The 22,947-nt window shown below is 74.3% G+C and carries 16 protein-coding genes; 11 read left to right on the plus strand and 5 right to left on the minus strand.

From position 1 onward, the window contains the following. Positions 1 to 80: 80 nt before the first annotated feature. Entirely contained in the window at positions 81 to 1,457 is a 1,377-nt protein-coding gene (locus CRP39_RS21500) for an FAD-dependent oxidoreductase (protein ID WP_097208443.1), read from the plus strand. A gap of 23 nt (positions 1,458 to 1,480) precedes the next feature. Here CRP39_RS21500 and CRP39_RS21505 read toward each other — a convergent pair whose 3' ends face one another. Together CRP39_RS21505 and CRP39_RS21510 are read right to left on the minus strand one after the other, a co-directional pair. Next, on the minus strand, positions 1,481 to 2,530 hold the full coding sequence (locus CRP39_RS21505; protein WP_097208444.1) for a 2,3-butanediol dehydrogenase: 1,050 nt from the start codon (positions 2,528 to 2,530) through the stop codon (positions 1,481 to 1,483). A 66-nt stretch (positions 2,531 to 2,596) separates the two neighbouring features. After that, entirely contained in the window at positions 2,597 to 3,766 is a 1,170-nt protein-coding gene (locus CRP39_RS21510; protein WP_221201104.1) for an LLM class flavin-dependent oxidoreductase, read from the minus strand. Positions 3,767 to 4,024: 258 nt separating this feature from the next. On the opposite strand from CRP39_RS21510, the gene CRP39_RS21515 reads away from it, so the two are divergent. Continuing rightward, positions 4,025 to 5,812: an FAD-dependent oxidoreductase gene (locus CRP39_RS21515; protein WP_097208446.1), complete on the plus strand. Its 1,788-nt coding sequence runs from the start codon at positions 4,025 to 4,027 to the stop codon at positions 5,810 to 5,812. A gap of 157 nt (positions 5,813 to 5,969) precedes the next feature. On the opposite strand, the gene CRP39_RS21520 is transcribed toward CRP39_RS21515, so the two are convergent. Next, positions 5,970 to 7,388 carry a cation:dicarboxylate symporter family transporter gene (locus CRP39_RS21520; RefSeq protein ID WP_097208447.1) on the minus strand — a complete coding sequence of 473 codons (1,419 nt, stop codon included), beginning with the start codon at positions 7,386 to 7,388 and terminating at the stop codon, positions 5,970 to 5,972. Positions 7,389 to 7,561: 173 nt separating this feature from the next. On the opposite strand from CRP39_RS21520, the gene CRP39_RS21525 reads away from it, so the two are divergent. From CRP39_RS21525 to CRP39_RS21545, 5 genes are all read left to right on the plus strand, one after another. Then, positions 7,562 to 9,193, plus strand: coding sequence for a sensor histidine kinase (locus CRP39_RS21525; protein WP_216359860.1), 1,632 nt, complete (start codon positions 7,562 to 7,564; stop codon positions 9,191 to 9,193). Then, entirely contained in the window at positions 9,190 to 9,870 is a 681-nt protein-coding gene (locus tag CRP39_RS21530; protein WP_245854024.1) for a response regulator, read from the plus strand. The genes CRP39_RS21525 and CRP39_RS21530 overlap by 4 nt, the downstream gene beginning before the upstream one ends. Before the next feature lie 148 nt (positions 9,871 to 10,018). Next, positions 10,019 to 10,996: an ATP-binding cassette domain-containing protein gene (locus CRP39_RS21535; protein WP_097208449.1), complete on the plus strand. Its 978-nt coding sequence runs from the start codon at positions 10,019 to 10,021 to the stop codon at positions 10,994 to 10,996. Then, a complete protein-coding gene (locus CRP39_RS21540) occupies positions 10,993 to 11,832 on the plus strand; it encodes an ABC transporter permease (RefSeq protein WP_097208450.1) in 840 nt (279 codons plus the stop codon). Before CRP39_RS21535 ends, CRP39_RS21540 begins: the two co-directional genes overlap by 4 nt. Positions 11,833 to 11,890: 58 nt before the next feature. Continuing rightward, complete coding sequence (locus CRP39_RS21545; RefSeq protein WP_245854025.1) at positions 11,891 to 12,616, plus strand: maleylpyruvate isomerase family mycothiol-dependent enzyme; 726 nt, start codon at positions 11,891 to 11,893, stop codon at positions 12,614 to 12,616. 27 nt (positions 12,617 to 12,643) lie between these two features. Here the strand turns inward: CRP39_RS21545 and CRP39_RS21550 are convergent, their stop codons facing one another. After that, positions 12,644 to 13,114, minus strand: coding sequence for a heme-degrading domain-containing protein (locus CRP39_RS21550; protein WP_097208452.1), 471 nt, complete (start codon positions 13,112 to 13,114; stop codon positions 12,644 to 12,646). A gap of 88 nt (positions 13,115 to 13,202) precedes the next feature. Here CRP39_RS21550 and CRP39_RS21555 point away from each other — a divergent pair, with 88 nt between their 5' ends. After that, the gene (locus CRP39_RS21555; protein ID WP_097208453.1) at positions 13,203 to 14,306 is read left to right on the plus strand and encodes a YihY/virulence factor BrkB family protein; all 1,104 of its coding nucleotides are present in this window, start codon (positions 13,203 to 13,205) and stop codon (positions 14,304 to 14,306) included. Here the strand turns inward: CRP39_RS21555 and CRP39_RS21560 are convergent. Continuing rightward, the gene (locus CRP39_RS21560) at positions 14,225 to 15,304 is read right to left on the minus strand and encodes an EamA family transporter (protein ID WP_245854026.1); all 1,080 of its coding nucleotides are present in this window, start codon (positions 15,302 to 15,304) and stop codon (positions 14,225 to 14,227) included. The genes CRP39_RS21555 and CRP39_RS21560 overlap by 82 nt on opposite strands. 72 nt (positions 15,305 to 15,376) lie before the next feature. On the opposite strand from CRP39_RS21560, the gene CRP39_RS21565 reads away from it, so the two are divergent. From CRP39_RS21565 to CRP39_RS21575, 3 genes are all read left to right on the plus strand, one after another. Further along, the gene (locus CRP39_RS21565; protein ID WP_097208454.1) at positions 15,377 to 16,282 is read left to right on the plus strand and encodes a LysR family transcriptional regulator; all 906 of its coding nucleotides are present in this window, start codon (positions 15,377 to 15,379) and stop codon (positions 16,280 to 16,282) included. A 265-nt stretch (positions 16,283 to 16,547) separates the two neighbouring features. After that, positions 16,548 to 17,363: a 3-oxoacyl-ACP reductase family protein gene (locus CRP39_RS21570; RefSeq protein ID WP_097208455.1), complete on the plus strand. Its 816-nt coding sequence runs from the start codon at positions 16,548 to 16,550 to the stop codon at positions 17,361 to 17,363. A 65-nt stretch (positions 17,364 to 17,428) separates the two neighbouring features. Continuing rightward, complete coding sequence (locus tag CRP39_RS21575) at positions 17,429 to 22,945, plus strand: ATP-binding protein (protein WP_097208456.1); 5,517 nt, start codon at positions 17,429 to 17,431, stop codon at positions 22,943 to 22,945. Positions 22,946 to 22,947: the final 2 nt, after the last annotated feature.

A 22,947-nucleotide genomic window follows, 5' to 3' on the forward strand; every position in this document is an offset into this window, starting at 1 on the left:
CTACCCAGCCGACGGCCAGTAGCCCCGCCCCGGACGAGGTCGTCCGGCGGGAGGGCGCAGCACCCCCTAGCGTCCCGGTCGTGGGCAAGCGGGTGGTCGTGGTGGGTGGGGACGCCGCCGGGGGCAGCGCCGCGTCGCAGGCGCGCAAGCGGCGGCCGGACCTCGACGTCGTCATGTTCGAGCGGGGCCGGGCGACGTCGTACTCGGCGTGCGGCATCCCGTACTGGATCAGCGGGGCGGTGCGGTCCGAGGCGGCGCTGATCGCCCGGACGCCGGAGCAGCACCGGGCCGCGGGCATCGACGTCCGGATGCGCACGGAGGTCGTCGGGATCGACCTGGACCGCCGGGCCGTCCACTGGCACGACCTGGAGGACGGCGGCAGCGGCGTCGAGCACTTCGACGAGCTGGTCTACGCGACCGGCAGCGTCCCGATGCGCCCGCCCGTCCCCGGCATCGACGCCCCCGGGGTGCACGGTGTCCAGGTGCTGGACGACGGGGTGGCACTGCGGGCGGCCCTCGACGGGGGCGACGTGCGCCGGGTGGTGGTGGTCGGGGGCGGCTACATCGGGCTGGAGATCGCCGAGGCCTGCCGGGTGCGCGGTCTGGACGTCACCGTGGTCGACCGCTCGCCCACCCCGATCGGCACCTTCGACCCGGACGTCGGCGAGTTCATCGCCGAGGCGGTGCGCCGGGAGGGGATCGAGCTCGTGCTCTCCGACCCGGTCGCCGCGATCGGGACCGGCGCCGACGGCCGGGCCCGCGCCGTGGTCACCGCGAGCGGCCGCGAGCTGCCCGCCGACCTCGTCGTGCTGGGTCTCGGGGTGCGTCCCGACGTGCGGCTGGCCAGGGGGGCCGGCATCCCGCTCGGCGTCTCCGGTGGGGTCGCCGTCGACGCGCGCATGCGCACCGATGTCGAGGGCGTGTGGGCGGCGGGGGACTGCGTGGAGTCCCGGCACCGGCTCTCCGGCCAGCGGATCGTGGTCGCCCTGGGCACCCACGCCAACAAGCAGGGCCGGGTGGCCGGCATCAACATCGGCGGCGGGTACGCCACCTTCCCCGGCGTCATCGGCACCGCGATCACGAAGATCTGCGACATCGAGGCGGCCCGCACCGGCCTGTCGGAGGCCGAGGCGGAGGCGGCGGGGTACTCCTTCGTCACCGCCGTCGTCGACTCCACCACGAAGGCCGGCTACTTCCCAGGTGCGCGGCCGATCCGGGTCAAGATGCTCGCCGAACGGCGCAGCGGTCGGCTGCTGGGCGCCCAGATCGTGGGACGCGAGGAGTCGGCCAAGCGCATCGACGCCCTGGCGATCTGCATCTGGAACGAGATGGGCGTCGACGAGGTGCTCTCCCTGGACCTGTCCTACGCCCCGCCGTTCTCGCCGGTCTGGGACCCGGTGCTGATCGCGGCGCGCAAGGCCTTCGACGCCGTGGAGGCCGACGTCCGCCTGCTGTGACCCGGGCCCGGCGTGCCCGTCCGTCAGACCCGGACCAGGATCTTCATCCCCGAGCCGCTGCGCAGCCGCCCGAAGGCGGCGACCACGTCGTCGACGCCCACCTCCTCCACCCACCCGGTGGTGTCGTAGCGGCCCTCGGCCATCGCGGCGATGACCGCGTCGAAGTCGCGGGGCAGGTAGGCCAGGACGCCGGTCATGGAGGTCTCGCCGAACACCAGCATCGTCGGGTTGAACTCGAACCCCTTCTCGTGCAGGGCGACGACGACCAGCCGCCCGGCCGGGGCGAGCAGCCCGATCGCCTGCACGACCGCCGCCCCGGCGCCGGCGGCGTCGAACGCGACGTCGATCCCGTCCCCGCCGGTGGCCTCCGCGACGGCGGCGGCGAGGTCCCCGGTCGTCGGGTCGACGACGAGTGGCGCGCCGAGGCCCGCCACGGCCGCGCGGCGGCTCGCGCTCGGCTCGGAGACGACCACGGTCTCGACGCCCCGGGCGCGCAGCGCGAACCACAGACCGATGCCGATCGGTCCCGCGCCGGCGACCAGCGCGGTCTGGCCGGGCCGGATGCCGCTGGTGTCGACGGCGTGCCAGGCCACCGCCATGGGCTCCACGAGGGCGCCCATGCGCAGGTCCACCCCCTCGGGCAGCCGGTGCAGCATGGTCGCCGGGACCGTCGTGTACTCGGCCATGCCGCCGCCGTCACTGGTCAGGCCGTGGAACCCGAAGCTGCGGCAGGTGTTGACCATGCCGACGCGGCAGGCCGCGCAGGTCCCGCAGTGGTAGACCGGCCAGACCGCGACCCGGTCGCCGACGGAGACGCCGTCCACGCCCTCGCCGAGCTCCACGACGGTGCCGGAGAACTCGTGGCCGAGGACCTGCGGGGGCATCGATCCGGTGATCGGGTGGGGCGTCGTGTAGTCCAGCCCCGAGCTCTCCGGCGTGTAGTAGACGTGCAGGTCCGAGCCGCAGATGCCGGCGTAGCCGTTGCGCAGCTTGGCCTGGCCGGGGCCGGGTGTGGGCTGCTCGACGTCCTCGACACGGACGTCCTCGCGGGCGTGGAACCGGACTGCCTTCACGGGTGCTCCTCGGTGGGTCGGGGGGAGGGGTGCCGCCGGGGCGGCCCGGCGGCACCCCCGTGCGGGTCAGGCCTGGCCGGTGGCCGCCTTCTCCTGCGCGTACCGGTCGGACGCCGCCTGGATCGCGGCACCGTTCTTCGCGTCCAGCTCGGCGTGCTTGCCGCGGGCCCAGGACTCCGCGGCGAGCAGCCGCCGCTGGGACGGCTGGAACGCGGGGATGACGTGCCGGGCGAACAGCTCGAAGCTGCGCTGGGTCGCCTGCCAGTTCGCCCAGTCGTGCTGGAGCAGGATGTAGCAGCCGAAACCGCCGTCGGACTGGTCGACCAGCCGCTGGATCTGCGCGATCGCGTCGTCCGGCGTGCCGACGACTCCCCAGCCGCTCTCGTCGAGCCACGCCAGCCGCTCGTCGAAGGTGTCGCCGGGGATGCGGACCGGCGGCAGGGCGAGGGTCTTCTGGGTGTAGTCGACGAACGCGTCGAAGCCGTAGCGGATGTCCTCCACGGCCTGCTCCCGCGTCTCGGCGATGTGCATCGGCCCCATCAGGCGCCAGCGCGACCGATCGGTGCGCCGACCGGCCGCGGCCGCCTCGGCCTCCAGCACGTTCCAGTGGTGGCCGAGGACGTCGAAGCCCTCCTTGGTGGTCGCGCCGACCGAGAGCATGCCCAGCCCGTACTTGCCGGCCAGGGTGGGCCCGGTGGGGGAGGCGGTGGCGGCGACCGCGACCTCGAAGCAGGGGTCCTGGTAGGGGGCCAGCTGGCAGCGGGCGTCGACCAGGCGGTACCGGTCGGTCGTCACCGTCACCGGCTCGTCGCTCAGCAGCAGCCGGAGCAGCACGTCGAGGTCCTCGTGGAGGGCCGGGCGCAGCTGGGCCGGCTCGAGGCCGATCATCGCCGCGTCGGTGGGCAGCGACCCCGGGCCGACGCCGAGCATGAACCGGCCGCGCAGCAGGTGGTCGACGAGGATCGCGCGGTCGGCCACCCACAGCGGGTTGTGGTACGGGATCGAGACGACGCCGGTGCCCAGCTTGATGTCGCGGGTGAGAGCGCCGACGTGGGCGATGAAGGTCAGCGGGTCGGCGATGATCTCCGTGGCGGCCGAGTGGTGCTCCCCGATCCACGCCTCGTCGAAGCCCAGGCGGTCCAGCAGCTGGATGGTCTCGACGTCGCGCTGCAGCGAGGTCGTCGCGTTCTGCGTGGGCGGGCTGTTGAACGGCGGCATGAACAGGCCGAAGCGCATCTTGTTCACAGGCGGATCTCCTCCGGGGCGGCGGTGGACCGAGGTGCGGCCGGCGCCGGCTGCAGCGGGCACGCCCGCCGGCGCCAGCGACGTGGGCTGCGACCCGGCGAGTATGGCCCAGGTCACACACACCGGCCTGGGGACCCCGGATGCGAGCAGCCGGTGTGGCGGTTGACACACGGCCCGGGCAGCGACTGGAATCGGTGGCCGCGCTGCGGACACGTGTCCGAAGTGATCCACTGCGAGAAGAGGACGTTCATGAGCTCATCCGCGACGTCGGTCCCCACCACCGGAGGAGCGGCCGTCGCGGTCGACGTCCTCGTGGTCGGGTCCGGGCCGGCCGGCGCCTCGGCGGCCCTGTTCCTGGCCACCTACGGCACGTCCACGCTGCTGGTCACGAAGTACGGCCGGCTGTCGGACACCCCGCGGGCGCACATCACCAACCAGCGCACGATGGAGACGATGCGCGACATGGGCGTCGAGGAACGCCTCATGCGCGAGGCGACGCCGTGGCAGTACATGGGCAACACGACGTTCTGCACCAGCCTGGCCGGTGAGGAGCTGGGCCGGATCCCGTCGTGGGGCACCGACACCGTCCGCCACGCCGACTACGAGCTGGCCAGCCCCTGCACGATGCTCGACGCCCCGCAGACCATCACCGAGCCGATCCTCGTCCAGGCCGCCCAGGAGCGCGGCGCGCGGATCCGCTTCGACACCGAGTACGTGTCCCACGTCCAGGACGACGACGGCGTGACCACGACGGTGCGCGACCGGCTCTCCGGTGCCGAGTACACGATCCGGTCGCGGTACCTGATCGGTGCCGACGGTGCCCGCAGCGCGGTCGCCGCCGACCTCGACCTGCCCTACGAGGGTCCCGGGGCGGTGGCCGGCGCGCTGAGCATCGTGTTCGAGGCCGACCTGTCCCACCTGGTGGCCCACCGGCCGTCGGTCCTGTACTGGATGCTGCAGCCCGGCGCGGAGAAGGAGGGCGTCGGCCTCGGCGTGCTCCGCATGATCAAGCCCTGGCACGAGTGGATGCTCATGTGGGGCTACGAGGTCGCCGGCGGCCCGCCGGACCTCAGCGACGAGGTGGTCCGGGAGCTGGCGGTCGCGCTGGTCGGCACGGACGACTTCGAGATGCGGGTGAAGTCGCGCTCGCCGTGGACGGTCAACCACCACTTCGCGACCACGATCGCCAAGGGCCGGGTGTTCTGCGCCGGTGACGCGATCCACCGGCACCCGCCGACCAACGGCCTGGGGTCGAACACCTCGATCCAGGACAGCTACAACCTGGCCTGGAAGATCGCGCACGTCGTCGCCGGCACCGCGGCGCCGTCGCTGCTCGACAGCTACGACGCCGAGCGCGCACCGGTCGCCCGGCAGATCGTGGAGCGGGCCAACCAGAGCATCGCCGACACCGGGAAGATCCTCAGTGCCCTCGACCTGGAACACACCGAGGCCGCCGCGCTCCAGCGCCAACTGGCGCTGTGGAGGTCACCCGGGCCGGAGGGCGAGAAGATCCGCACGGCGCTGCGGGAGGCGATCGCCTACAAGGCCTACGAGTTCGACGCCCACGGCGTCGAGCACAACCACCGGTACGCCTCCTCGGCGGTCGTCCCCGACGGGACGCCGATGCCGGAGTTCCGCCGCGACCCGGAGCTCTACGCACAGGCCACCACCTGGCCGGGCGCGAAGATCCCGCACACCTGGGTCACCGTCGGCGGACGGCGCACCTCGACGCTGGACCTGGTGGGACGCGGCCGGTTCGCCGTCGTCACCGGCATCGGCGGTGCCGACTGGCTGGCCGCGGCCGCCGACCTCGGTGCCGAGCTCGGGCTGACGATCACGCCGGTGTCGATCGGCCCCGGCGAGCCGGTCGAGGACCCGTACGGCACCTGGGCGGAGCTGCGGGAGATCGAGGACGGCGGGGCCCTGCTGGTGCGGCCGGACCTCTACGTCGCGGCCCGCCACCTCGCGGCGCCGTCGTCGGCCGGGGAGGCACGGGACTGGTTGTCGTCGGCGCTGAGCAGCGTCCTCGGCCGCTGAACCCGGCCGGGCGCGGGCCGGCTCGTGCGGTGCCGCAGACCCTCGTGTCCACGTCCGCGCCAGGCCCACTCGACGACCGCGCCGGCGGGACCGCAGCACGACCGAGCGCCCGGACCCTCGGGGGTCCGGGCGCTCTGCCGTGCTGCGTGCGGGTCGGTCAGCGCACCGAGGCCGCCGCGACCTCGCGCTGCTCGGCCCCGGCATCCCGCTGCCCCGGTCCGGCGTCGCTCCCGGACTCCGGCAGGTCGCCGTGGTCGTCGATCATGGTGTCCTCGTCGAAGGGGCTCTCCCCGGACAGCGCCGCCGACAGCTGCTCGCGGTCGAGCTCCTTGGTCCAGGTGGCGACCAGGACGGTGGCGACCGCGTTGCCGGCGAAGTTGGTCACCGCGCGGGCCTCGGACATGAACCGGTCGATGCCGACGATCAGGCCGACGCCGTCGAGCAGGTCGGGACGGTGCGCCGAGAGCCCACCGGCGAGGGTGGCCAGGCCGGCGCCGGTGACGCCCGCCGCACCCTTCGAGGCGATGATCATGAAGACCAGCAGGCCGAGCTGCTCGCCGACCGACAGCGGGTCGCCCAGTGCCGAGGCGATGAACAGGGAGGCCATCGTCAGGTAGATCGCGGTGCCGTCGAGGTTGAACGAGTACCCCGTCGGGACGACGATGCCGGCGACCGGCTGGCTCACACCGGCGTGCTCCATCTTGGCGATCAGGCGGGGCAGCGCCGTCTCCGACGAGGACGTCGAGACGATGAGCAGGAACTCCCGGCCGAGGTACTTCAGCAGCGAGAAGACGTTGACGTGGGCGACGAGGCGCAGGATCGTCCCGAGGACGACGAAGACGAAGATCGCGCAGGTCACGTAGAAGGCGATCATGATCACCGCCAGGCTCGTCAGCGCGTCGATGCCGGTCTCGCCGACGACCGCGGCGATCGCCCCGAAGGCGCCGATCGGGGCCAGCCACATGATCATCGCCAGGATGCGGAACACCAGCTTCTGCAGGTGCCCGACGGCGCGCAGGATCGGCTCGCCGGAGCGGCCCATGGCCTGGATCGCGAAGCCGACCAGCAGCGCGACCAGCAGCGCCTGCAGCACCGACCCCTCGGTCAGGGCCGACAGCAGCGTGGTCGGGATGAGCCCGAGCAGGAAGTCGATGGTGCCGCCGCCCCCCTCGGCCGTGCTGGCCAGCGCCGACCCCTGGCCACGCAGCTCGTCCGACAGCGCCAGACCGTCACCGGGGTGGATCAGGTTGCCGACCACCAGGCCGATCGCCAGCGCGACGGTCGACATGAAGATGAAGTAGCCCAGCGCCAGGCCGCCGATCCGGCCGACCTTGGCCGCCTGCCGGATGGCGCCGATGCCCAGCACGATCGTGCAGAAGATGACCGGCGCGATCAGCATCTTGATCAGGCCGACGAACGCGGTGCCGAGCCACTTGAGCTCGGTCGCGAAGCCGGGGAAGAGGAAGCCGACCGCGATGCCGGCCACGACCGCGCCGATGACGGCGAGGTACAGCCAGTGCGTGCGGTCCTTCCGCCGGGTGGGCGGAGGTGTGTCGTGTCCGGTGCCTGTCGCCATGGCTGCTCCTGTCGTCTGGGGGTGTGCTCGCCGGCCCGGGGGGCTGTGCCTCGGCGGAGGCGATGCCAGTCACACTCCTGTGCGTGGTGACGGCGGTCACCCATGTGTTCATTGCGTTCACGGCCGCAGCAACGAGCGGTGGTCGCGGCGTGGGCAGGCGGCACACTCGGCGCGTGCGCGTGCCCGCCTTCCTGTCGCACCGCCGGGACACGAGCCTGGCCCGGCGGCTGCTGCTGCTCCAGGCGCTGGTCGTCGCCGTCGTCGTCCTCACCGCGACGGCCGTCGCCTACCTCGACGCCCGCCAGGCCGTGCAGCAGGCCGCCGAGCAGGAGACGACGGCGATCGTGGAGAGCCTCGGCGACTCCCCGCTGGTGCTCGAGGCGGTCACCGGCCCGGACCCGACGGCGGTGCTGCAGCCCTACGTCGAGCAGGTCCGCGCCGACACCGGCACCTCGTTCATCACCGTGCTCGCGCCGGACCGCACGCGGTTCACCCACCCCGACCGCGCCCAGATCGGCCGCTCCTTCCGGGGCACGATCGCCCCGGCGCTGGCGGGGGAGACCTTCACCGAGACCTACACCGGCACGCTCGGCCCGTCCGTGCGGGCCACCTCGCCGGTGGTGGACGCCGACGGCGACGTCGTCGCGCTGGTGTCGGCCGGGATCACCGTCGCCGCGATCGGGCAGGACCTCACCAGTGCCGTCCCCGGGATCGCGGGGACGGCACTGGTGACGCTCGCCGTCGGCGCGCTGGGCAGCTGGGCGCTGAGCCGGCGGCTGCAGCGGCAGACCCACGGGCTGTCCCCGGCGCAGCTCGCGCGGATGGTCGAGTACCACCACGCGGTGTTGCACGCCGTCCGGGAGGGCCTGCTCCTGGTGGACGGCGAGCGGCGGGTGCAGCTGGTCAACGACGAGGCGCGGCGGCTGCTGGGCCTCGAGGGCGACCCCGCCGGCCGGCACGTCACCGAGCTCGGGTTGCCTCGGGAGCTGACCGCGCTGCTCACCGGGCAGCGCACGGCCGTCGACGAGGTGCACGTGACCGGCACCCGGGTGCTGGTGGTCAACCAGGCGCCGCCGCGGGCCGGCGACGCCTCGGCCGGCACCGTGGTCACCCTGCGGGACCACACCGACCTGCAGGCGCTCACCGGCGAGCTGGACAGCGTGCGGGCGTTCGCCGAGTCGTTGCGGGCCCAGGCGCACGAGGCCGCCAACCGGCTGCACACCACCGTCTCCCTCGTCGAGCTCGGCCGCACCCAGGACGCGGTCGACTTCGCCACCGCTGAGCTGGCGTCGGCGCAGCGGCTCACCGACCGCGTGGTCGGGGCGGTCGGCGAGCCGGTGCTGGCCGCGTTGGTGCTGGGCAAGGCGGCGACCGCGCACGAGCGCGGTGTGCTGCTGGAGATCGACCCGGCGACGGCGGTGGGGGAGACCGGCCTGCCCGGCGGCGACCTGGTCACGATCGTGGGCAACCTGCTGGACAACGCCATCGACGCCGCGCTGGCCGGGGACCCGCCGCGAGAGGTGCAGCTGGCTGCCGAGGTGACCGGCGGCCGGCTGGAGATCCGGGTCGAGGACACCGGGCCCGGGGTACCCGACGACGCCCTGGGGCACGTCTTCGAGCGCGGCTGGTCGACCAAGGACGCCGGCGGGGCGCCGGCGGGACTCGGCCGCGGGCTCGGGCTGGCGCTGGTCGCCCAGGCGGTGCGCCGGCACGGCGGCACGGTGACGGTGCGCCCCGGCTCCGGCGCACAGTTCGTGGTGTCGCTGCCGCTGCCCGCGCGGGTGCCCGCGGAGGCGGCGTCGTGACGGCCGCCGCCATCCGCGTGCTCGTCGTCGAGGACGAGCCGGTCGCCGCCGAGGCGCACCGCGCCTACGTGGACCGGACGCCGGGCTTCGACACCGTGGCCGTGGCCGGTACCGGGGCGACCGCCCTCGACGCGCTGGCGCGGGTGCCGGTCGACCTCGTGCTGCTGGACATGAACCTCCCGGACACGCACGGCATCGAGCTGTGCCGGCGGATCCGGGCGGCCGGCGCGCCGGTCGACGTCCTCGCGGTCACCTCGGCCCGCGAGCTGGCCACGGTGCGGGCCGCGGCGGCGCACGGCGTCGTCGGCTACCTGCTCAAGCCGTTCACCTACCCCGCGCTACGCGACCGGCTGACCGCCTACGCCGAGTACCGCGCCCGCCTGTCCGCCTCGGGCGACGCCGCCGGCCAGGACGAGGTCGACCGGGTGCTCGGCGCGGCGCGGCCCGACCGGCCGGCGCCGCTGCCCAAGGGGATGGGCCGGGAGACGCTGGACGCCGTCGTGGCCGCCGTCCGCGCCGCCGAGGGGCTCTCGGCGGCCGAGACCGGGGAGCTGATCGGCGCCTCGCGGATCACCGCGCGCCGCTACCTGGAGTACCTCGCCGACACCGGCCTGGTCGACCGGGCGCCGCGGTACGGGGGCGCCGGCCGTCCGGAACTCGAGTACCGCTGGCGGTGAGCCGGCCCGCGGCCGGCGCTTGACCTCGAGCGCACTCGAACCCCGACGCTGGCCCCCGCCCGGCGGGACCGGGCCGATGACTCCGCGGCGCCGATCCCGTCAGTAGGACGAGAGACGCTGCGGAGACACCCCCGGACGAGGGAGCGCGATGAGCACACGGACTGCACTCGCCATCGAGGCGACCGGCCTGACGAAGTCCTTCGGGGAGACGCAGGCGGTGGCCGGCGTGGACCTGGTGGTGCCGGCCGGTTCGATCTACGGCGTGCTCGGCCCCAACGGGGCCGGCAAGACGACGACGATCCGCATGCTGGCCACCCTCATCCGGCCCGACGCCGGCAGCGCCCGCGTCCTCGGCCACGACGTGACCACCGAGGCCGACGCGGTCCGCGGGCTGGTCAGCCTCACCGGCCAGCTTGCCTCCGTCGACGAGGAGCTCACCGGCCGGGAGAACCTCGTGCTGATCGGCCGGCTGCTCGGCCACCGTCGGGCCGCGGCCCGTGCCCGGGCCGACGAGCTGCTCGAGGCGTTCGGGATCGCCGAGGCGGCGACCCGGCTGGTCAAGCACTACTCCGGCGGGATGCGCCGCCGGCTCGACATCGCGGCGAGCATCGTCGTCACGCCGCAGCTGGTGTTCCTCGACGAGCCGACGACGGGCCTGGACCCGCGGTCGCGCAACCAGGTGTGGGAGATCGCCCGGGCCCTGGTGGCCGAGGGGACGACGATCCTGCTCTGCACCCAGTACCTCGAGGAGGCCGACCAGCTCGCCGACGGGATCGCGGTCATCGACCGCGGCCGGGTCATCGCCGAGGGCACCCCGGGGCAGCTCAAGGCCTCGGTCGGCAGCGGGCGGCTGCACGTGCGGCTGCTCGACCCCGGCCGGCGTGCCGAGGCCGCCGGCTTGTTCGACCGCGCCGTCGGCGCGGTGACGCCGGCGGCGGACCCGACGGTGCTGACCGCGGCCTGCGCGGACGCCGGACGCGCCGCCGTGGGCCTCGCCGAGCTCGCCCGCGCGGGCATCGGCCTCGCCGACTTCTCGCTCGACCAGCCCAGCCTGGACGAGGTGTTCCTGGCGCTCACCGGCCACCTGGCCGCGGACGAGCCCGCTCTGCAGGAGCAGCCCTCATGACCACCACCACCGACCCCGCCGCCGGTGCCGCCGACACCGCCGCCGTCCGCCGGGCCATCGCCGCCACCGCCAGGCCGCCGCGGCCGGGGCCGCTGTCGACCGCGCTGACGTTCGGCTGGCGCGGGATGCTGAAGGTCAAGCACGTGCCCGAGCAACTGCTCGACGTGACCGTCACCCCGGTGATGTTCCTGCTGATGTTCACGTACCTGTTCGGCGGCGCCATCGCCGGCTCGACCAGCGCCTACCTGGACTACACGCTCCCCGGCCTGCTGGTGATGTCGGTGCTGTTCACGACCGTCTACTCCGGCGTCTCGCTCAACACCGACCTCACCAAGGGCGTGGTCGACCGCTTCCGTTCGCTGCCGATCTGGCGGCCGGCGCCGCTGCTGGGCTCGCTGCTCGGTGACAGCGTCCGTTACGTCGTCGCCGGCACGGTGATCATCGTGGTCGGCATCGCCCTCGGCTACCGCCCTGAGGGCGGCCCGCTGGGCGCCGTGGCCGCGCTCGCGCTGGTCGTCGTCTTCTCGTTCGGGCTCTCGTGGGTGTTCTCGGTGCTCGGGCTGCTGATGCGGTCGCCGAACGCGGTCATGAACGCTGGGTTCATGGGCATCTTCCCGCTGACCTTCCTCTCCAACGTCTTCGTCGACCCGCGCACCCTGCCCGGGCCGCTGGAGGCGTTCGTCGAGGCCAACCCGATCTCGGTGCTGGCGACGGCGTCGCGGTCGTTGATGGCCGGGCAGCCCGACGGCGTCGCGATCCTCGTCTCGCTGGCCGTCGCCGCCGCGCTCGCCGCGGTCTTCCTGCCGGTCACCACCCGGCTCTACCGCAGCCGCTGACCGGGCGGTCGCCGGAGGTCCACCGATGAGTCCGTCGGCGACCGGCCGTCCACCTCGTGTGACCCGAGCTCCCGCCCTCCCCGCACGCCGCCGCCGTCCCCGTGTCGCCCACCTGGACGACGTCCGGGCCGAACGTCTCTCCCTCGCCGACCTCCTGGACACCGTGACCGATGAGGAGTGGGCGACGCCGTCGTTGTGCCCGGGGTGGACGGTGCACGACGTCGTCGCGCACCTGACCCTGGCCCCGGTGGAGCGGACGTGGCCCACGCTGGTCCGCGTGGCGCGGGCGCGCGGCGACTTCGAGCGGGTCAACGCCGACCTGGCCCGCGAGCACGCCGCCCGGTTCGGCCCGGCCGAGCTGGTGGCGCAGCTGCGCGCGACGGCGGGGCGGGACTCCCGGTTCGCGCTCAACGGGCGGCTGGACCCGCTGGTCGACGTCCTCGTCCACGGTCAGGACGTCGCCCGTCCGCTGGGCCGGCCGCGGGCGATGCCGGCCGACCGGGTGCTGCCGGCTCTGCGCCACGTGTGGTCCAGCGCCTTCTACGGCCGGGCCGACCGCCGCTTCCGCGCGCTGCGCTTCGTCGCCACGGACGCGGACTGGTCGGCCGGCGACGGGCCGCGGGAGGTGCACGGACCGACGGGGGCGTTGCTGCTGCTGGCCACCGGCCGGCCGGCCGGGCTGTCGGACGTGACCGGGGCCGGGGTCCCGGAGGCCGCCGCCCGGCTCGAGGGCGCCGCGCGGTCAGGGGGCGCCGCGCGGTCAGGGGGCGCCGCCCGCCCGTGACCGCCGGAGCCGCGGGTGGCCCCTCCGTCAGCGCGCCAGGTGCGCGCGGATCGCGGCGACCACCATGCGGTGGTCGTCGAGCTGGGGGAGTCCGGAGACGACGACCGCGCCGATGGGCCCCACCGACCGCACGAGAACGGGGAAGGCCCCGCCGTGGGCGGCGTACCGGTCGGGGTCCAGACCGAACTCGTCCTCGAACGTCGTCCCCCGTTCGATCGAGGCCTGCCGCACGTAGAGGCTGCTGTGCCCGAAGCGGTGCACCACCCGCGTCTTGCGCTCGATCCACGCGTCGTTGTCAGGCGTCGCGCCGGTCAGCGCGGCGGAGAACAGCCGGTGGCCGTTGCGGACGACGGCGACCGCGACCGGGGCGCCCTGTCCACGGGCCGTCGCCACCAGCGCGGCGCCGAGGTCCCAGGCGTCGTCGTTGGTGAAGCCGGCGAACTGCAGCTCCTGCTCCTCGGCGGCGAGCTCGGCGAGGGCGGGGAAGACGTCGACCATGGCCCCTTCCTACCGGGGACGCCGTCCGCGCGCGGCCGTGCGCCGGACGGGGTAGAGGTGGAGGCACCCGAGCCGACAGGGGTGCGCGATGACGATCACCGAGCGGGTGGACCGGTTCCAGCGGCGGCACCCCGGCGCGGGGTTCCCCATCGCCGTGCTCTACAAGTTCTTCGACGACGACGGGCACTTCCTCGCCGCGCTCATCACCTACTACGGCTTCCTCGCGCTGTTCCCGGTGCTGCTCCTGCTGGCCACCGTGCTGGGGCTGGTGCTGGCCGGTGACCCGGAGCTGCAGCAGCGGCTGCTGGACTCCGCGCTCGCCGAGTTCCCCGTCATCGGCCCGCAGCTGGGCACGCCCGAGGCGCTGGGCGGCGGCTTCACCGGGGTGGTCGTCGGCGGGCTGGTCGCGCTGTACGGCGCGCTCGGGCTCGGGCAGGCGATGCAGCACACGATGAACACCGTCTGGGCGGTGCCGCGGCACCGCCGCCCCGACCCGTTCACCTCACGCGGCCGCAGCCTGCTGCTGCTGTGCACCCTCGGGGTACTGGTGCTGGCGTCCACGGTGCTCTCGGCGCTCGGCAGCGGCGCGGCCGCGTACGGCGGCGGGTTCAGCGGGGCGGTGCACGTCCTGGTCACGGTCGCGTCGGTGCTCGTGAACGCGGGGGTGTTCGTGCTCGGCTTCCGGATCACCACCGCCCGCCGGCTCACCGTCCGGCAGGTGCTGCCCGGTGCCCTGGCCGCCGCGGTGCTGTGGCAGCTGCTCCAGTCCTTCGGCGGGGTGTACGTCGCGCGAGTGGTGGCCAACGCCAGCGCCGTCGACGCGGTGTTCGCCCTCGTCCTGGGGCTGATCGCCTTCATCTACGTGGCGGCCTTCGCCCTCGTGCTGTGTGCGGAGGTCAACGTCGTCCGGGTCGACCGCCTGCACCCGCGTGCCCTGCTCACACCCTTCATCGACCACGACGACCTCACCGAGGGCGACGAGCGGGTGTTCGCCGGGGCGGCCCACGCGCAGCGGGCGGTGCGTCACCAGCGGGTGGACGTCTCGTTCGAGGGGGAGGAGGACGGTCGCGCGTCGTCGCCAGGCGAGGTCGAGGACCCCGACGGCCAGCCTCAGGACGGCGGCCCGCCGGCCGCCGGGGGAGAGGGCACGGTCGACGCAGGCTCGGTCAACGACCCCGAGCGACGTCGGTAGGCCGCTGTTCTCTCCTCGGACCGCCGGCCGACGGCGAGCGGTTCGGTGACGGTGACGTCGTCCTCTCGACCGGACGGGCGCGCGGCCGGGCCGGAGAGCCGGCCGTCGACGGGGCGCTCCGCGGCCCGGCCACCGCTGCTGCCCAGCAGGACACCGGCGACCACGACGACCCCGCAGGCCAGCTCGACCGCGTACAGGGGCTCGCCGAACGCCAGCCAGGACGTCCCGATGCCGACCACCGGGACGAGCATCGAGAACGGTGCCACCGTGCTCGACGGGTGCCGGCTCATCAGCCACGTCCAGATCCCCGAACCCACCACGGTCGCGACCACCACCGTGAACGCCAGCCCGGCCAGCGCGAAGGCCCCCGTCGTCGTCCCCAGCGTGGTCAGCGACGTCCCGATCGCCGAGGGCCCCTCCACGAGCAGTGAAGCGGCGAGCATCGGCAGCGGCGGCACCACCGTCATCCACAGCATCAACCGGAACGGCTCGACCGTGCGCGCCTGCCGGTTGCACAGGTTGCCCAGCGCCCAGCCGAGCCCCCCGCACAACGTCAGCACGACCGGCAGCAGCGTGGCGCCCCCGCCGAGGTCCGCCCGGTGCACCGCGATGCCGCCCAGTCCCGCCACCGCCAGCCCCACGCCGGCCACCTGCCGGGCGGTCAACCGCTCGCGCAGCAGGAACCCGGCGAGCACGACGGTGAACGGCGCCGACGACTGCAGTACCAGCGAGGCCAGCCCGGTGGGCATCCCGGTGTCCATCGCCAGGTAGAGGAACAGGAACTGCAGGACGCCGAAGCCGGCGCCGTACCCCAGGACCCACCGCCACGGCACCGCGGGGCGCGGCACCAGCAGCAGCGTCGGGACGGCGATCAGCGCGAACCGCAGCACGACGAGGAAGAACGGCGGGAACTGCTCCAGCGACAGGTGGATCGCCGGGAAGTTCAGCCCCCAGATGACGGCGACGGCGAGGGCGAGCAGGCGGTCGCGCAGCGGCATGACCCCAGGGTGCCTGCCACGAACACTTCAGCACCATCGAGTAATCGGCATCCATCGTTGTAGCGTTGCTTTATGGAGCTCCGGTCGCTGGAGATGCTGCGCGCGGTGCACACCCAGGGCGGCGTCACCGCCGCCGCGGCGGTCCTGCACCTCACCCCGTCGGCCGTCTCGCAGCAGCTGGCCGCGCTGACCCGCGAGATGGGCGTCCCGCTCACCGAGCGGGTCGGGCGGGGGGTCCAGCTCACCCCAGCGGGAGCGGCCCTCGCCGACGCGGCCGGTGAGGTGGCGGTCGCCGTCGAGCGGGCGCGCGCCGCCTGCGGCGTCTTCCTCGACAGCCCGCGGGGCACGGTGCGGGTCTCGGCGTTCCAGAGCGGCGCCCGCCTCCTCCTGCCCGACCTGCTCACCCGGGTCGCGCGGGTCGGCGGCATCACGCTGGAGTGCTCCGACGAGGACGTCGCCCTCGCCGACTTCGCGGCCCTCACCGACCGCGTCGACATCGTGATCGCCCACCGGCCCGACCGCGGCCCGCAGTGGGTCGGAGGCGGGCTGCGCGTGGTGCCCCTGCTGCGCGAGCCGCTCGACGTCGCGGTCGCCGCCGACCACCCCCTCGCCGGCGGCGGCGGCGTGCGGCCCGAGGACCTGGTGGGCCAGGACTGGATCACCGTCCGCGAGGGCTTCCCCGTCGCCACCGTCCTCGACGCGGTGGCCGCGCGCTCCGGCACCGCCCCGCGCATCACCCACCGGATCAACGACTTCACCGTCGTCGAGGCGCTCGTCGCCGCCGGCCACGGGATCTCGCTGCTGCCGCGCTACAGCTGTGGCGGCCACCCCGGCGTCCGGCTGCTGCCGCTGGCCGGCGTCCGGGCCGGCCGCCGCGTGGACGCGCTGCTGCGCCGCGACCACGCCGAACGGCTCGTCGTCCGCCGGGTCCTCGACGAGCTCGTCGCCGTCGCGGCGGGCATCGGGGAGCGGGCATAGCGGTCGGCGAGCTCGCGCAGTGCACCGGCGCGGGTCGGCGAGCAGCCGTGGCGCACGGACACGTGACCGGACGGAGGCGGTTGCGCGCTGTCCGGCGACGCACCCCCGGTCGGCGGTGACGCACATCACGATCTCGGTTTGACGGGGTCCGGCGGGAGCGGGAGGCTGCCGTCGTACCGACGCCGGAGCCAGCGGCCTGCAGTCGCGGCCGCCTCCGACCTGGGAACCGACGGGGGGGTGACACCCCTCAGCCGAGGAGGACTCCGTGACAGAGACCCAGGCCCGACCCACCCGTGCCGGCGACAAGCTCCTCGGCAAGGTCGCCTTCGTGACCGGCGGCACCCGCGGCATCGGTGCGGCGATCTGCCGCAGCCTCGCCTCGCAGGGCGCCGACATCGCTGCCGGCTACAGCGGCAACACGCAGGCCGCGGAGCAGTTCTGCCAGGACCTGACCTCGGCCCACCCGGACACCCGCACCACGGTGCACCGCGGCGACATCGGCTCCGCCGAGGACTGCCGGCGCACCATCGGGGAGGTCATCGAGCAGCACGGCCGGCTCGACATCCTGGTCAACAACGCCGGCATCACCGCCGACCGGACGGCGCTGAAGATGACCGAGGACGACTGGCGCCGGGTCATCGACGTCAACCTGTCCGGCGCCTTCTACCTGTCCCAGGCAGCGCTCACGCACATGCTCGAACGCGGCAGCGGACGGATCGTGATGATCTCCTCGGTCATCGGCGAGACCGGCGGCATCGGCCAGGTCAACTACGCCGCGGCGAAGTCCGGCCTGTTCGGGCTGACCAAGACCCTCGCCCGCGAGGCGGCCATGCAGATGCAGCGCAAGGGCCTCACCGACGGCATCGGCGTCACCGTCAACGCCGTCACCCCCGGCTACATCGCCACCGAGATGCTCGAGACCGTGCCGGAGAAGGTCCTGGAGGGCCTCAAGGCGAAGATCCCGCTCGGCCGGCTCGGCCGCCCCGAGGAGATCGGCCGGGTCGTGCACTTCCTCGCCGCCGACGCCTCCGCCTACATCACCGGACAGGTCTGGGGCGTCAACGGCGGTCTGGACATGTAGTCACCGCGGGCCCCGTCGACGTGGGGCGAACGGACCGTCCGATCCGAACCGGGAGGGGTGCACGGGTGTTCAGCCGCATCGCCGTCGTCAATCGGGGCGAGCCCGCCATGCGGCTCATCCGTGCAGTCCGGGAGCTCGACGCCGAGCACGGGACGCACACCCGCGTCATCGCCCTGCACACCGAGGCGGAGCGGCGGGCCACGTTCGTCCGGGCCGCCGACGAGGCCGTCCTGCTCCGGGAGACCGGCGCCGGCAACCCCTACCTCGACCACGACGAGCTGGCCCGGGCGCTGCGCACCAGCGGCGCCGACGCCGCGTGGGTCGGCTGGGGCTTCGTCGCGGAGGACCCCGCCTTCGCCGAGCTGTGCGGATCGCTCGGCGTCACCTTCATCGGACCGACGCCGGAGTCGATGCGCCTGCTCGGGGCCAAGATCGAGGCCAAGGTGCTCGCCGAGGAGGCCGGCGTCCCCGTGGCCCCGTGGAGCCGCGGGCCGGTCGAGACCCTCGACGACGGCCGCCGGCACGCCGCGACCATCGGCTACCCGCTGATCGTCAAGGCCCGCAGCGGCGGCGGGGGGCGCGGGATCCGCGTGGTCCGCAGCGAGGCCGAGCTCGAGGAGGCGCTGACCCGCACGCAGGCCGAGGCGCAGCGCACCTTCGGCGACCCGGTCGTCTTCATGGAGCGGCTGGTCGAGGGCGGCCGCCACGTCGAGGTCCAGGTCATCGCCGACCAGCACGGCGCGGTGTGGGCCCCCGGCGTCCGCGACTGCTCGGTGCAGCGCCGGAACCAGAAGGTCCTGGAGGAGTCCCGCTCCCCGGCCCTGAGCCAGGAGCAGGACGCCGCCCTGCGCGGCTCGGCGATCGCGCTGGTCAAGGCGGCCGGCTACGTCGGCGCCGGCACCGTGGAGTTCCTGTACCAGCCCGACGAGCGGCTGTTCACCTTCCTGGAGGTGAACACCCGGCTGCAGGTCGAGCACCCGGTGACCGAGGAGGTCACCGGCCTGGACATCGTCAAGCTGCAGTTGCACGTCGCCGCCGGCGGCCGCCTCGAGGGCGACCCGCCCGCCGAGTCCGGGCACGCCATCGAGGCGCGGCTGAACGCCGAGGACGCCGAGGCCGGCTTCGCCCCCGCGCCCGGCCGGGTCGAGCTCATGCGGCTGCCCACCGGGCCGGGCGTGCGGGTGGACACCGGGATGAGCGTCGGCGACGTCATCCCGCCCGCCTACGACTCCATGGTCGCCAAGGTCATCGCCTGGGGCCGCGACCGCCCCGAGGCGCTGGCCCGGCTGCGGTGCGCCCTGCGGGAGACCACCGTCGTCCTGCGCGGCGGCACCACCACGAAGTCGTTCCTGCTGGACCTGCTCGACCGGCCCGAGGTGGTCGCCGGCACGGCCGACACCGGCTGGCTGGACCGCGCGGACACCGCGGTCGCGATCCCGGAGGTGACCTCGGCGTGGGTCGCCCTGGTGCAGGTGGCCATCGACGTCGCCGACGCCGAGGAGTCCGGGGAGCGGGCCGCGTTCCTCGCCTCCGCCCGCGGCGGGCGGCCGCGGGCGCCGCACGGCGTCGGCCGCCCCATGGACCTCGGTCACCGCGGTCAGGTGTACCGGTTGACCGTCGCCCGCACCGGCCCCGACCGCTACCGGGTGGGACTCGACGGCCGGTCGGTCGACGTGGAGCTCGACCGGCTCAGCGCCCTGGAGAGCCGGCTGGCCGTGGGCGACCGCCGGTACGCCATCGTCGCGGTGACCGCACCCGGCTCGCACCTGGTCGAGGTCGACGGCGTCGCCCACCGCGTGGGCCGGGACGCCGGCGGCACGGTGCGGGCCCCGGCGCCGGCCGTGGTCGTCGACGTCCGCGCCCAGCCGGGGCAGGAGGTCGAGGCGGGGCAGACGATCGTCGTCCTCGAGAGCATGAAGATGGAGACGGCGGTGCGCGCGCCGTTCGCCGGGCGCGTCCGCGAGGTGCTCGCGACGGTCAACGTCCAGGTCGACGCAGGCGCCGCGCTGCTGAGCCTGGACCGCGCGGGCGGCGAGGCCGCCGAGGCCACCGGCGAGCGGGTCGAGCTGCCGGACGGCGCCGTCGCCGGCTCCACAGCCGACGCCCGCGACCGCGCCACGGCGCTGCTGTCGGGCATGCAGGCGCTCATCACCGGCTACGACGTCGCCGCCCACCACGCCCGTCAGCTGATCGCCGACTACGGGCGCGTCCGGGGCGAGCTGCCCGTCGACGACCCCGACCTGGTGCAGCGCGAGCTCGCCGTCCTCACCACCGTCGCCGACCTCGCGGAACTCTCCCGCAACCGCCCGGCCAGCGAGGAGGAGGAGGAGGCCGACCAGCAGGTCCACAGCCCGCGCGAGTACTTCCACGCCTACCTGCACTCCCTGGACGTCGAGCGGGAGGGCCTGCCGGACAGCTTCCGGGACCGCCTGGCCCGGGCGCTGCGGCACTACGGCGTCGAGGAGCTCGAGCCGGGTCCGGCGCTGCAGGAGGCGGTGTACCGGGTCTTCCTCTCCCAGCAGCGCGTCGCCGACCAGCTGCCCGCCGTCCTGGCCCTGCTCGACCGCTGGCTCACCGCTGCCGAGCTGCCCGCCGACCCGGTGCGGTCGAAGGTGGGCGAGGTGCTCGACCGGCTCGTCGTCGCGACCCAGCTGCGGTACCCCTCGGTGGGCGACCTCGCCCGGGCCGTCCGGTACCGGCACTTCGAGGAGCCGGTCGTCCTGCAGGCCCGCCAGGAGGTGCTGGAGGAGGCCCGCCGGCTGCTGGCCGCGCTCGACGAGGCCGCGGAACGGGGCGACCCGAGTGCGGGCGTGGACCGCATGGAGGCCCTGGTCGCCAGCCCCGAGCCGCTGATCACCCTGCTGGCGCAGCGGTTCGAGCGGGAGACGACCGTCCCCGACCCGGTCCTGGAGGTGCTGACCCGGCGCTACTACCGCAGCCGAGCCCTCCAGGACCTGCGCACCACCCTGCTCGACGGCCGGTCCTGCGTCACCGCCGACTACGAGCTGGCCGGCTCCCGGCTGCACCTGGTCGCGCTCATGGTGGAGGCCGGCGGCCTGCCCGCGGCGCTGGCCTCGCTGGCGCCGGTGCTGGCCGGCGTCGCCGACCCCGCCGGGCTGGTCCTCGACCTCTACCTGTCCTGGCCCGACCGGCCCGCCGACGGCGACGAGGTGGCCGAGCGGCTGCGGGAGCAGCTGGCCGGAGTCGCGGCGCTGCGCGCCGGCCGCCGGGTGACGGTGAGCGTCTGCACCCCCGACGGCGACGTGGAGCCGATCACCTTCCGGCCGACGCCCGACCGCGATGGACTGGCCGAGGAGCGGATCGTCCGCGGCCTGCACCCGCTCACCGCGCAACGGCTCAACCTGTGGCGGTTGAAGCACTTCGACGGGGAGCGGGCGCCCTCGGCCGAGGACACCTACCTGTTCCACATCACGGGGAAGGAGAACCCGAACGACGAGCGGTTCATCGCGATGGCCGAGGTCCGCGACCTGACCCCCGTCCGGGACGACGCCGGCGAGGTCGTCGGCTTCCCGACGATCGAGCGGCAGCTGGCCTCGTGCCTGGACAGCCTGCGGCGGGCGCAGTCCCTGCGCCGGTCCCGGCGGCCCCTGCAGCACAACCGGGTCTACCTCTACGCCTGGCCGTCGATCGAGGTGCCGCTGTCCCAGGTGGCGGCCTTCGCCGGCACCGCGGCGCCGCTGACGATCGGCGCCGGGCTGGACCAGATCGTGCTGCTGGCCCGGCTGCAGGAGGAGCAGGGCCGCCCGCCCCGCGACGTGGCGCTGCGCTTCTCCGCCCGGCCGGGCACCGGGGTGCGCATGGAGGTGACCGACCGCCCGACCGAGCCCATGCGCCCGCTCGACGAGTACACCGAGAAGGTGCTGAGCTCGCGGGCCCGCGGCGCCCCCTACCCGTACGAGCTGGCCCCCTATCTGGCCGGCCCGGACGGCAGCTTCGTCGAGCACGACCTGGACGACCGCGGCCGGCTGGTGCCGGTCCAGCGGCCGCCCGGCCGGAACAAGGCCGGGCTGGTCGTCGGCGTGGTCAGCACGCCCACGCCGCGCTATCCCGAGGGCATGACGAGGGTGGCCCTGTTCGGCGACCCGACCAAGCAGCTGGGCACCGTCTCCGAGCCCGAGTGCGCCCGAGTCGTCGCCGCCCTGGACCTCGCCGAGGAGCGCGGCCTGCCGCTGGAGTGGTTCGCGCTCTCCTCCGGCGCGCGGATCTCGATGGACAGCGGCACCGAGAACATGGACTGGGTCTCCCGGGCGCTGCGCCGGATCATCGAGTTCACCCAGGCCGGCGGCGAGATCAACGTCGTCGTCACCGGCATCAACGTCGGCGCCCAGCCCTACTGGAACGCCGAGGCCACGATGCTCATGCACACCAAGGGCATCCTGGTCATGACGCCGGACAGCGCGATGGTGCTCACCGGCAAGCACTCCCTCGACTACTCCGGCGGGGTCTCGGCCGAGGACAACTTCGGTATCGGTGGCTACGACCGGGTCATGGGCCCCAACGGGCAGGCGCAGTACTGGGCCCCCAACCTCACCGCCGCCTGCCAGCTGCTCACCCAGCACTACGAGCACACCTACCGGGCGCCGGGGGAGCGCTGGCCCCGGTCCGCCCGGACCAGCGACCCGCGCGGCCGGGACGTGCGCGACTTCCCGCACACCCACCCCGACAGCGACTTCACGCGGGTCGGCGACATCTTCTCGGCGGAGACCAACCCCGACCGCAAGAAGGCCTTCGACATCCGCACGGTCATGCGCGCCGTGGCCGATGCCGACCACCCGACGCTGGAGCGCTGGGCCGGCATGGCCGACGCCGACACGTCCGTCGTCTACGACGCGCACCTCGGCGGGTACCCGGTGACCCTGCTGGGCATCGAGTCGCGCCCGATCATGCGGCGGGGCAGCCACCCGGCCGACGGGCCCGACCAGTGGACGGCGGGCACGCTGTTCCCGCGCTCGTCGAAGAAGACCGCCCGCGCGATCAACGCCACCAGCGGCAACCGTCCGCTCGTCGTGCTGGCCAACCTGTCCGGCTTCGACGGCTCCCCGGAGTCGCTGCGCAACATCCAGCTCGAGTACGGCGCCGAGATCGGCCGGGCCATCACCAACTTCGACGGCCCGATCGTCTTCTGCGTGGTCTCCCGCTACCACGGGGGCGCGTTCGTCGTCTTCTCCGGCGTCCTCAACGACAACATGGAGGTCCTCGCCGTCGAGGGCTCCTACGCGTCGGTCCTCGGCGGGGCGCCGGCCGCCGCCGTCGTCTTCACCCGGGACGTCGACCAGCGCACCGCCAAGGACCCCCGCGTGCGGGAGCTGGAGGCCGACATCGCCGCCGCCGACGGCGTCGAGGCGGCGCACCTGCGGGTCGAGCTGGCCACCGTGCGCACCGCCGTCCGCTCCGAGAAACTCGGTGAGGTCGCCGCCGAGTTCGAGGCCATCCACAACATCGAGCGCGCCCAGCAGATGGGCTCCGTGCACGCGATCATCCCCGCCGCCGAGCTCCGCCCCCGCCTCATCGACGCGGTGGAGCGGGGGATGGCGCGCGCCGGCTCCCCGCCGTCCCCGTAGCC

The sequence above is a fragment of the Geodermatophilus sabuli genome, from assembly GCF_900215145.1.
GTDB classification, from domain to species: domain Bacteria; phylum Actinomycetota; class Actinomycetes; order Mycobacteriales; family Geodermatophilaceae; genus Geodermatophilus; species Geodermatophilus sabuli.

Coding starts and splice junctions, on each gene's coding strand:
- CRP39_RS21550 (WP_097208452.1), bottom strand. CDS start 13,114: ATGGTCGACGTCTTCCCCGCCCTCGCCGAGCTCGCCGCCGAGGAGCAG.
- CRP39_RS21560 (WP_245854026.1), bottom strand. CDS start 15,304: ATGCCGCTGCGCGACCGCCTGCTCGCCCTCGCCGTCGCCGTCATCTGG.
- CRP39_RS21515 (WP_097208446.1), top strand. CDS start 4,025: ATGAGCTCATCCGCGACGTCGGTCCCCACCACCGGAGGAGCGGCCGTC.
- CRP39_RS21565 (WP_097208454.1), top strand. CDS start 15,377: ATGGAGCTCCGGTCGCTGGAGATGCTGCGCGCGGTGCACACCCAGGGC.
- CRP39_RS21520 (WP_097208447.1), bottom strand. CDS start 7,388: ATGGCGACAGGCACCGGACACGACACACCTCCGCCCACCCGGCGGAAG.
- CRP39_RS21535 (WP_097208449.1), top strand. CDS start 10,019: ATGAGCACACGGACTGCACTCGCCATCGAGGCGACCGGCCTGACGAAG.
- CRP39_RS21540 (WP_097208450.1), top strand. CDS start 10,993: ATGACCACCACCACCGACCCCGCCGCCGGTGCCGCCGACACCGCCGCC.
- CRP39_RS21510 (WP_221201104.1), bottom strand. CDS start 3,766: ATGCGCTTCGGCCTGTTCATGCCGCCGTTCAACAGCCCGCCCACGCAG.
- CRP39_RS21555 (WP_097208453.1), top strand. CDS start 13,203: ATGACGATCACCGAGCGGGTGGACCGGTTCCAGCGGCGGCACCCCGGC.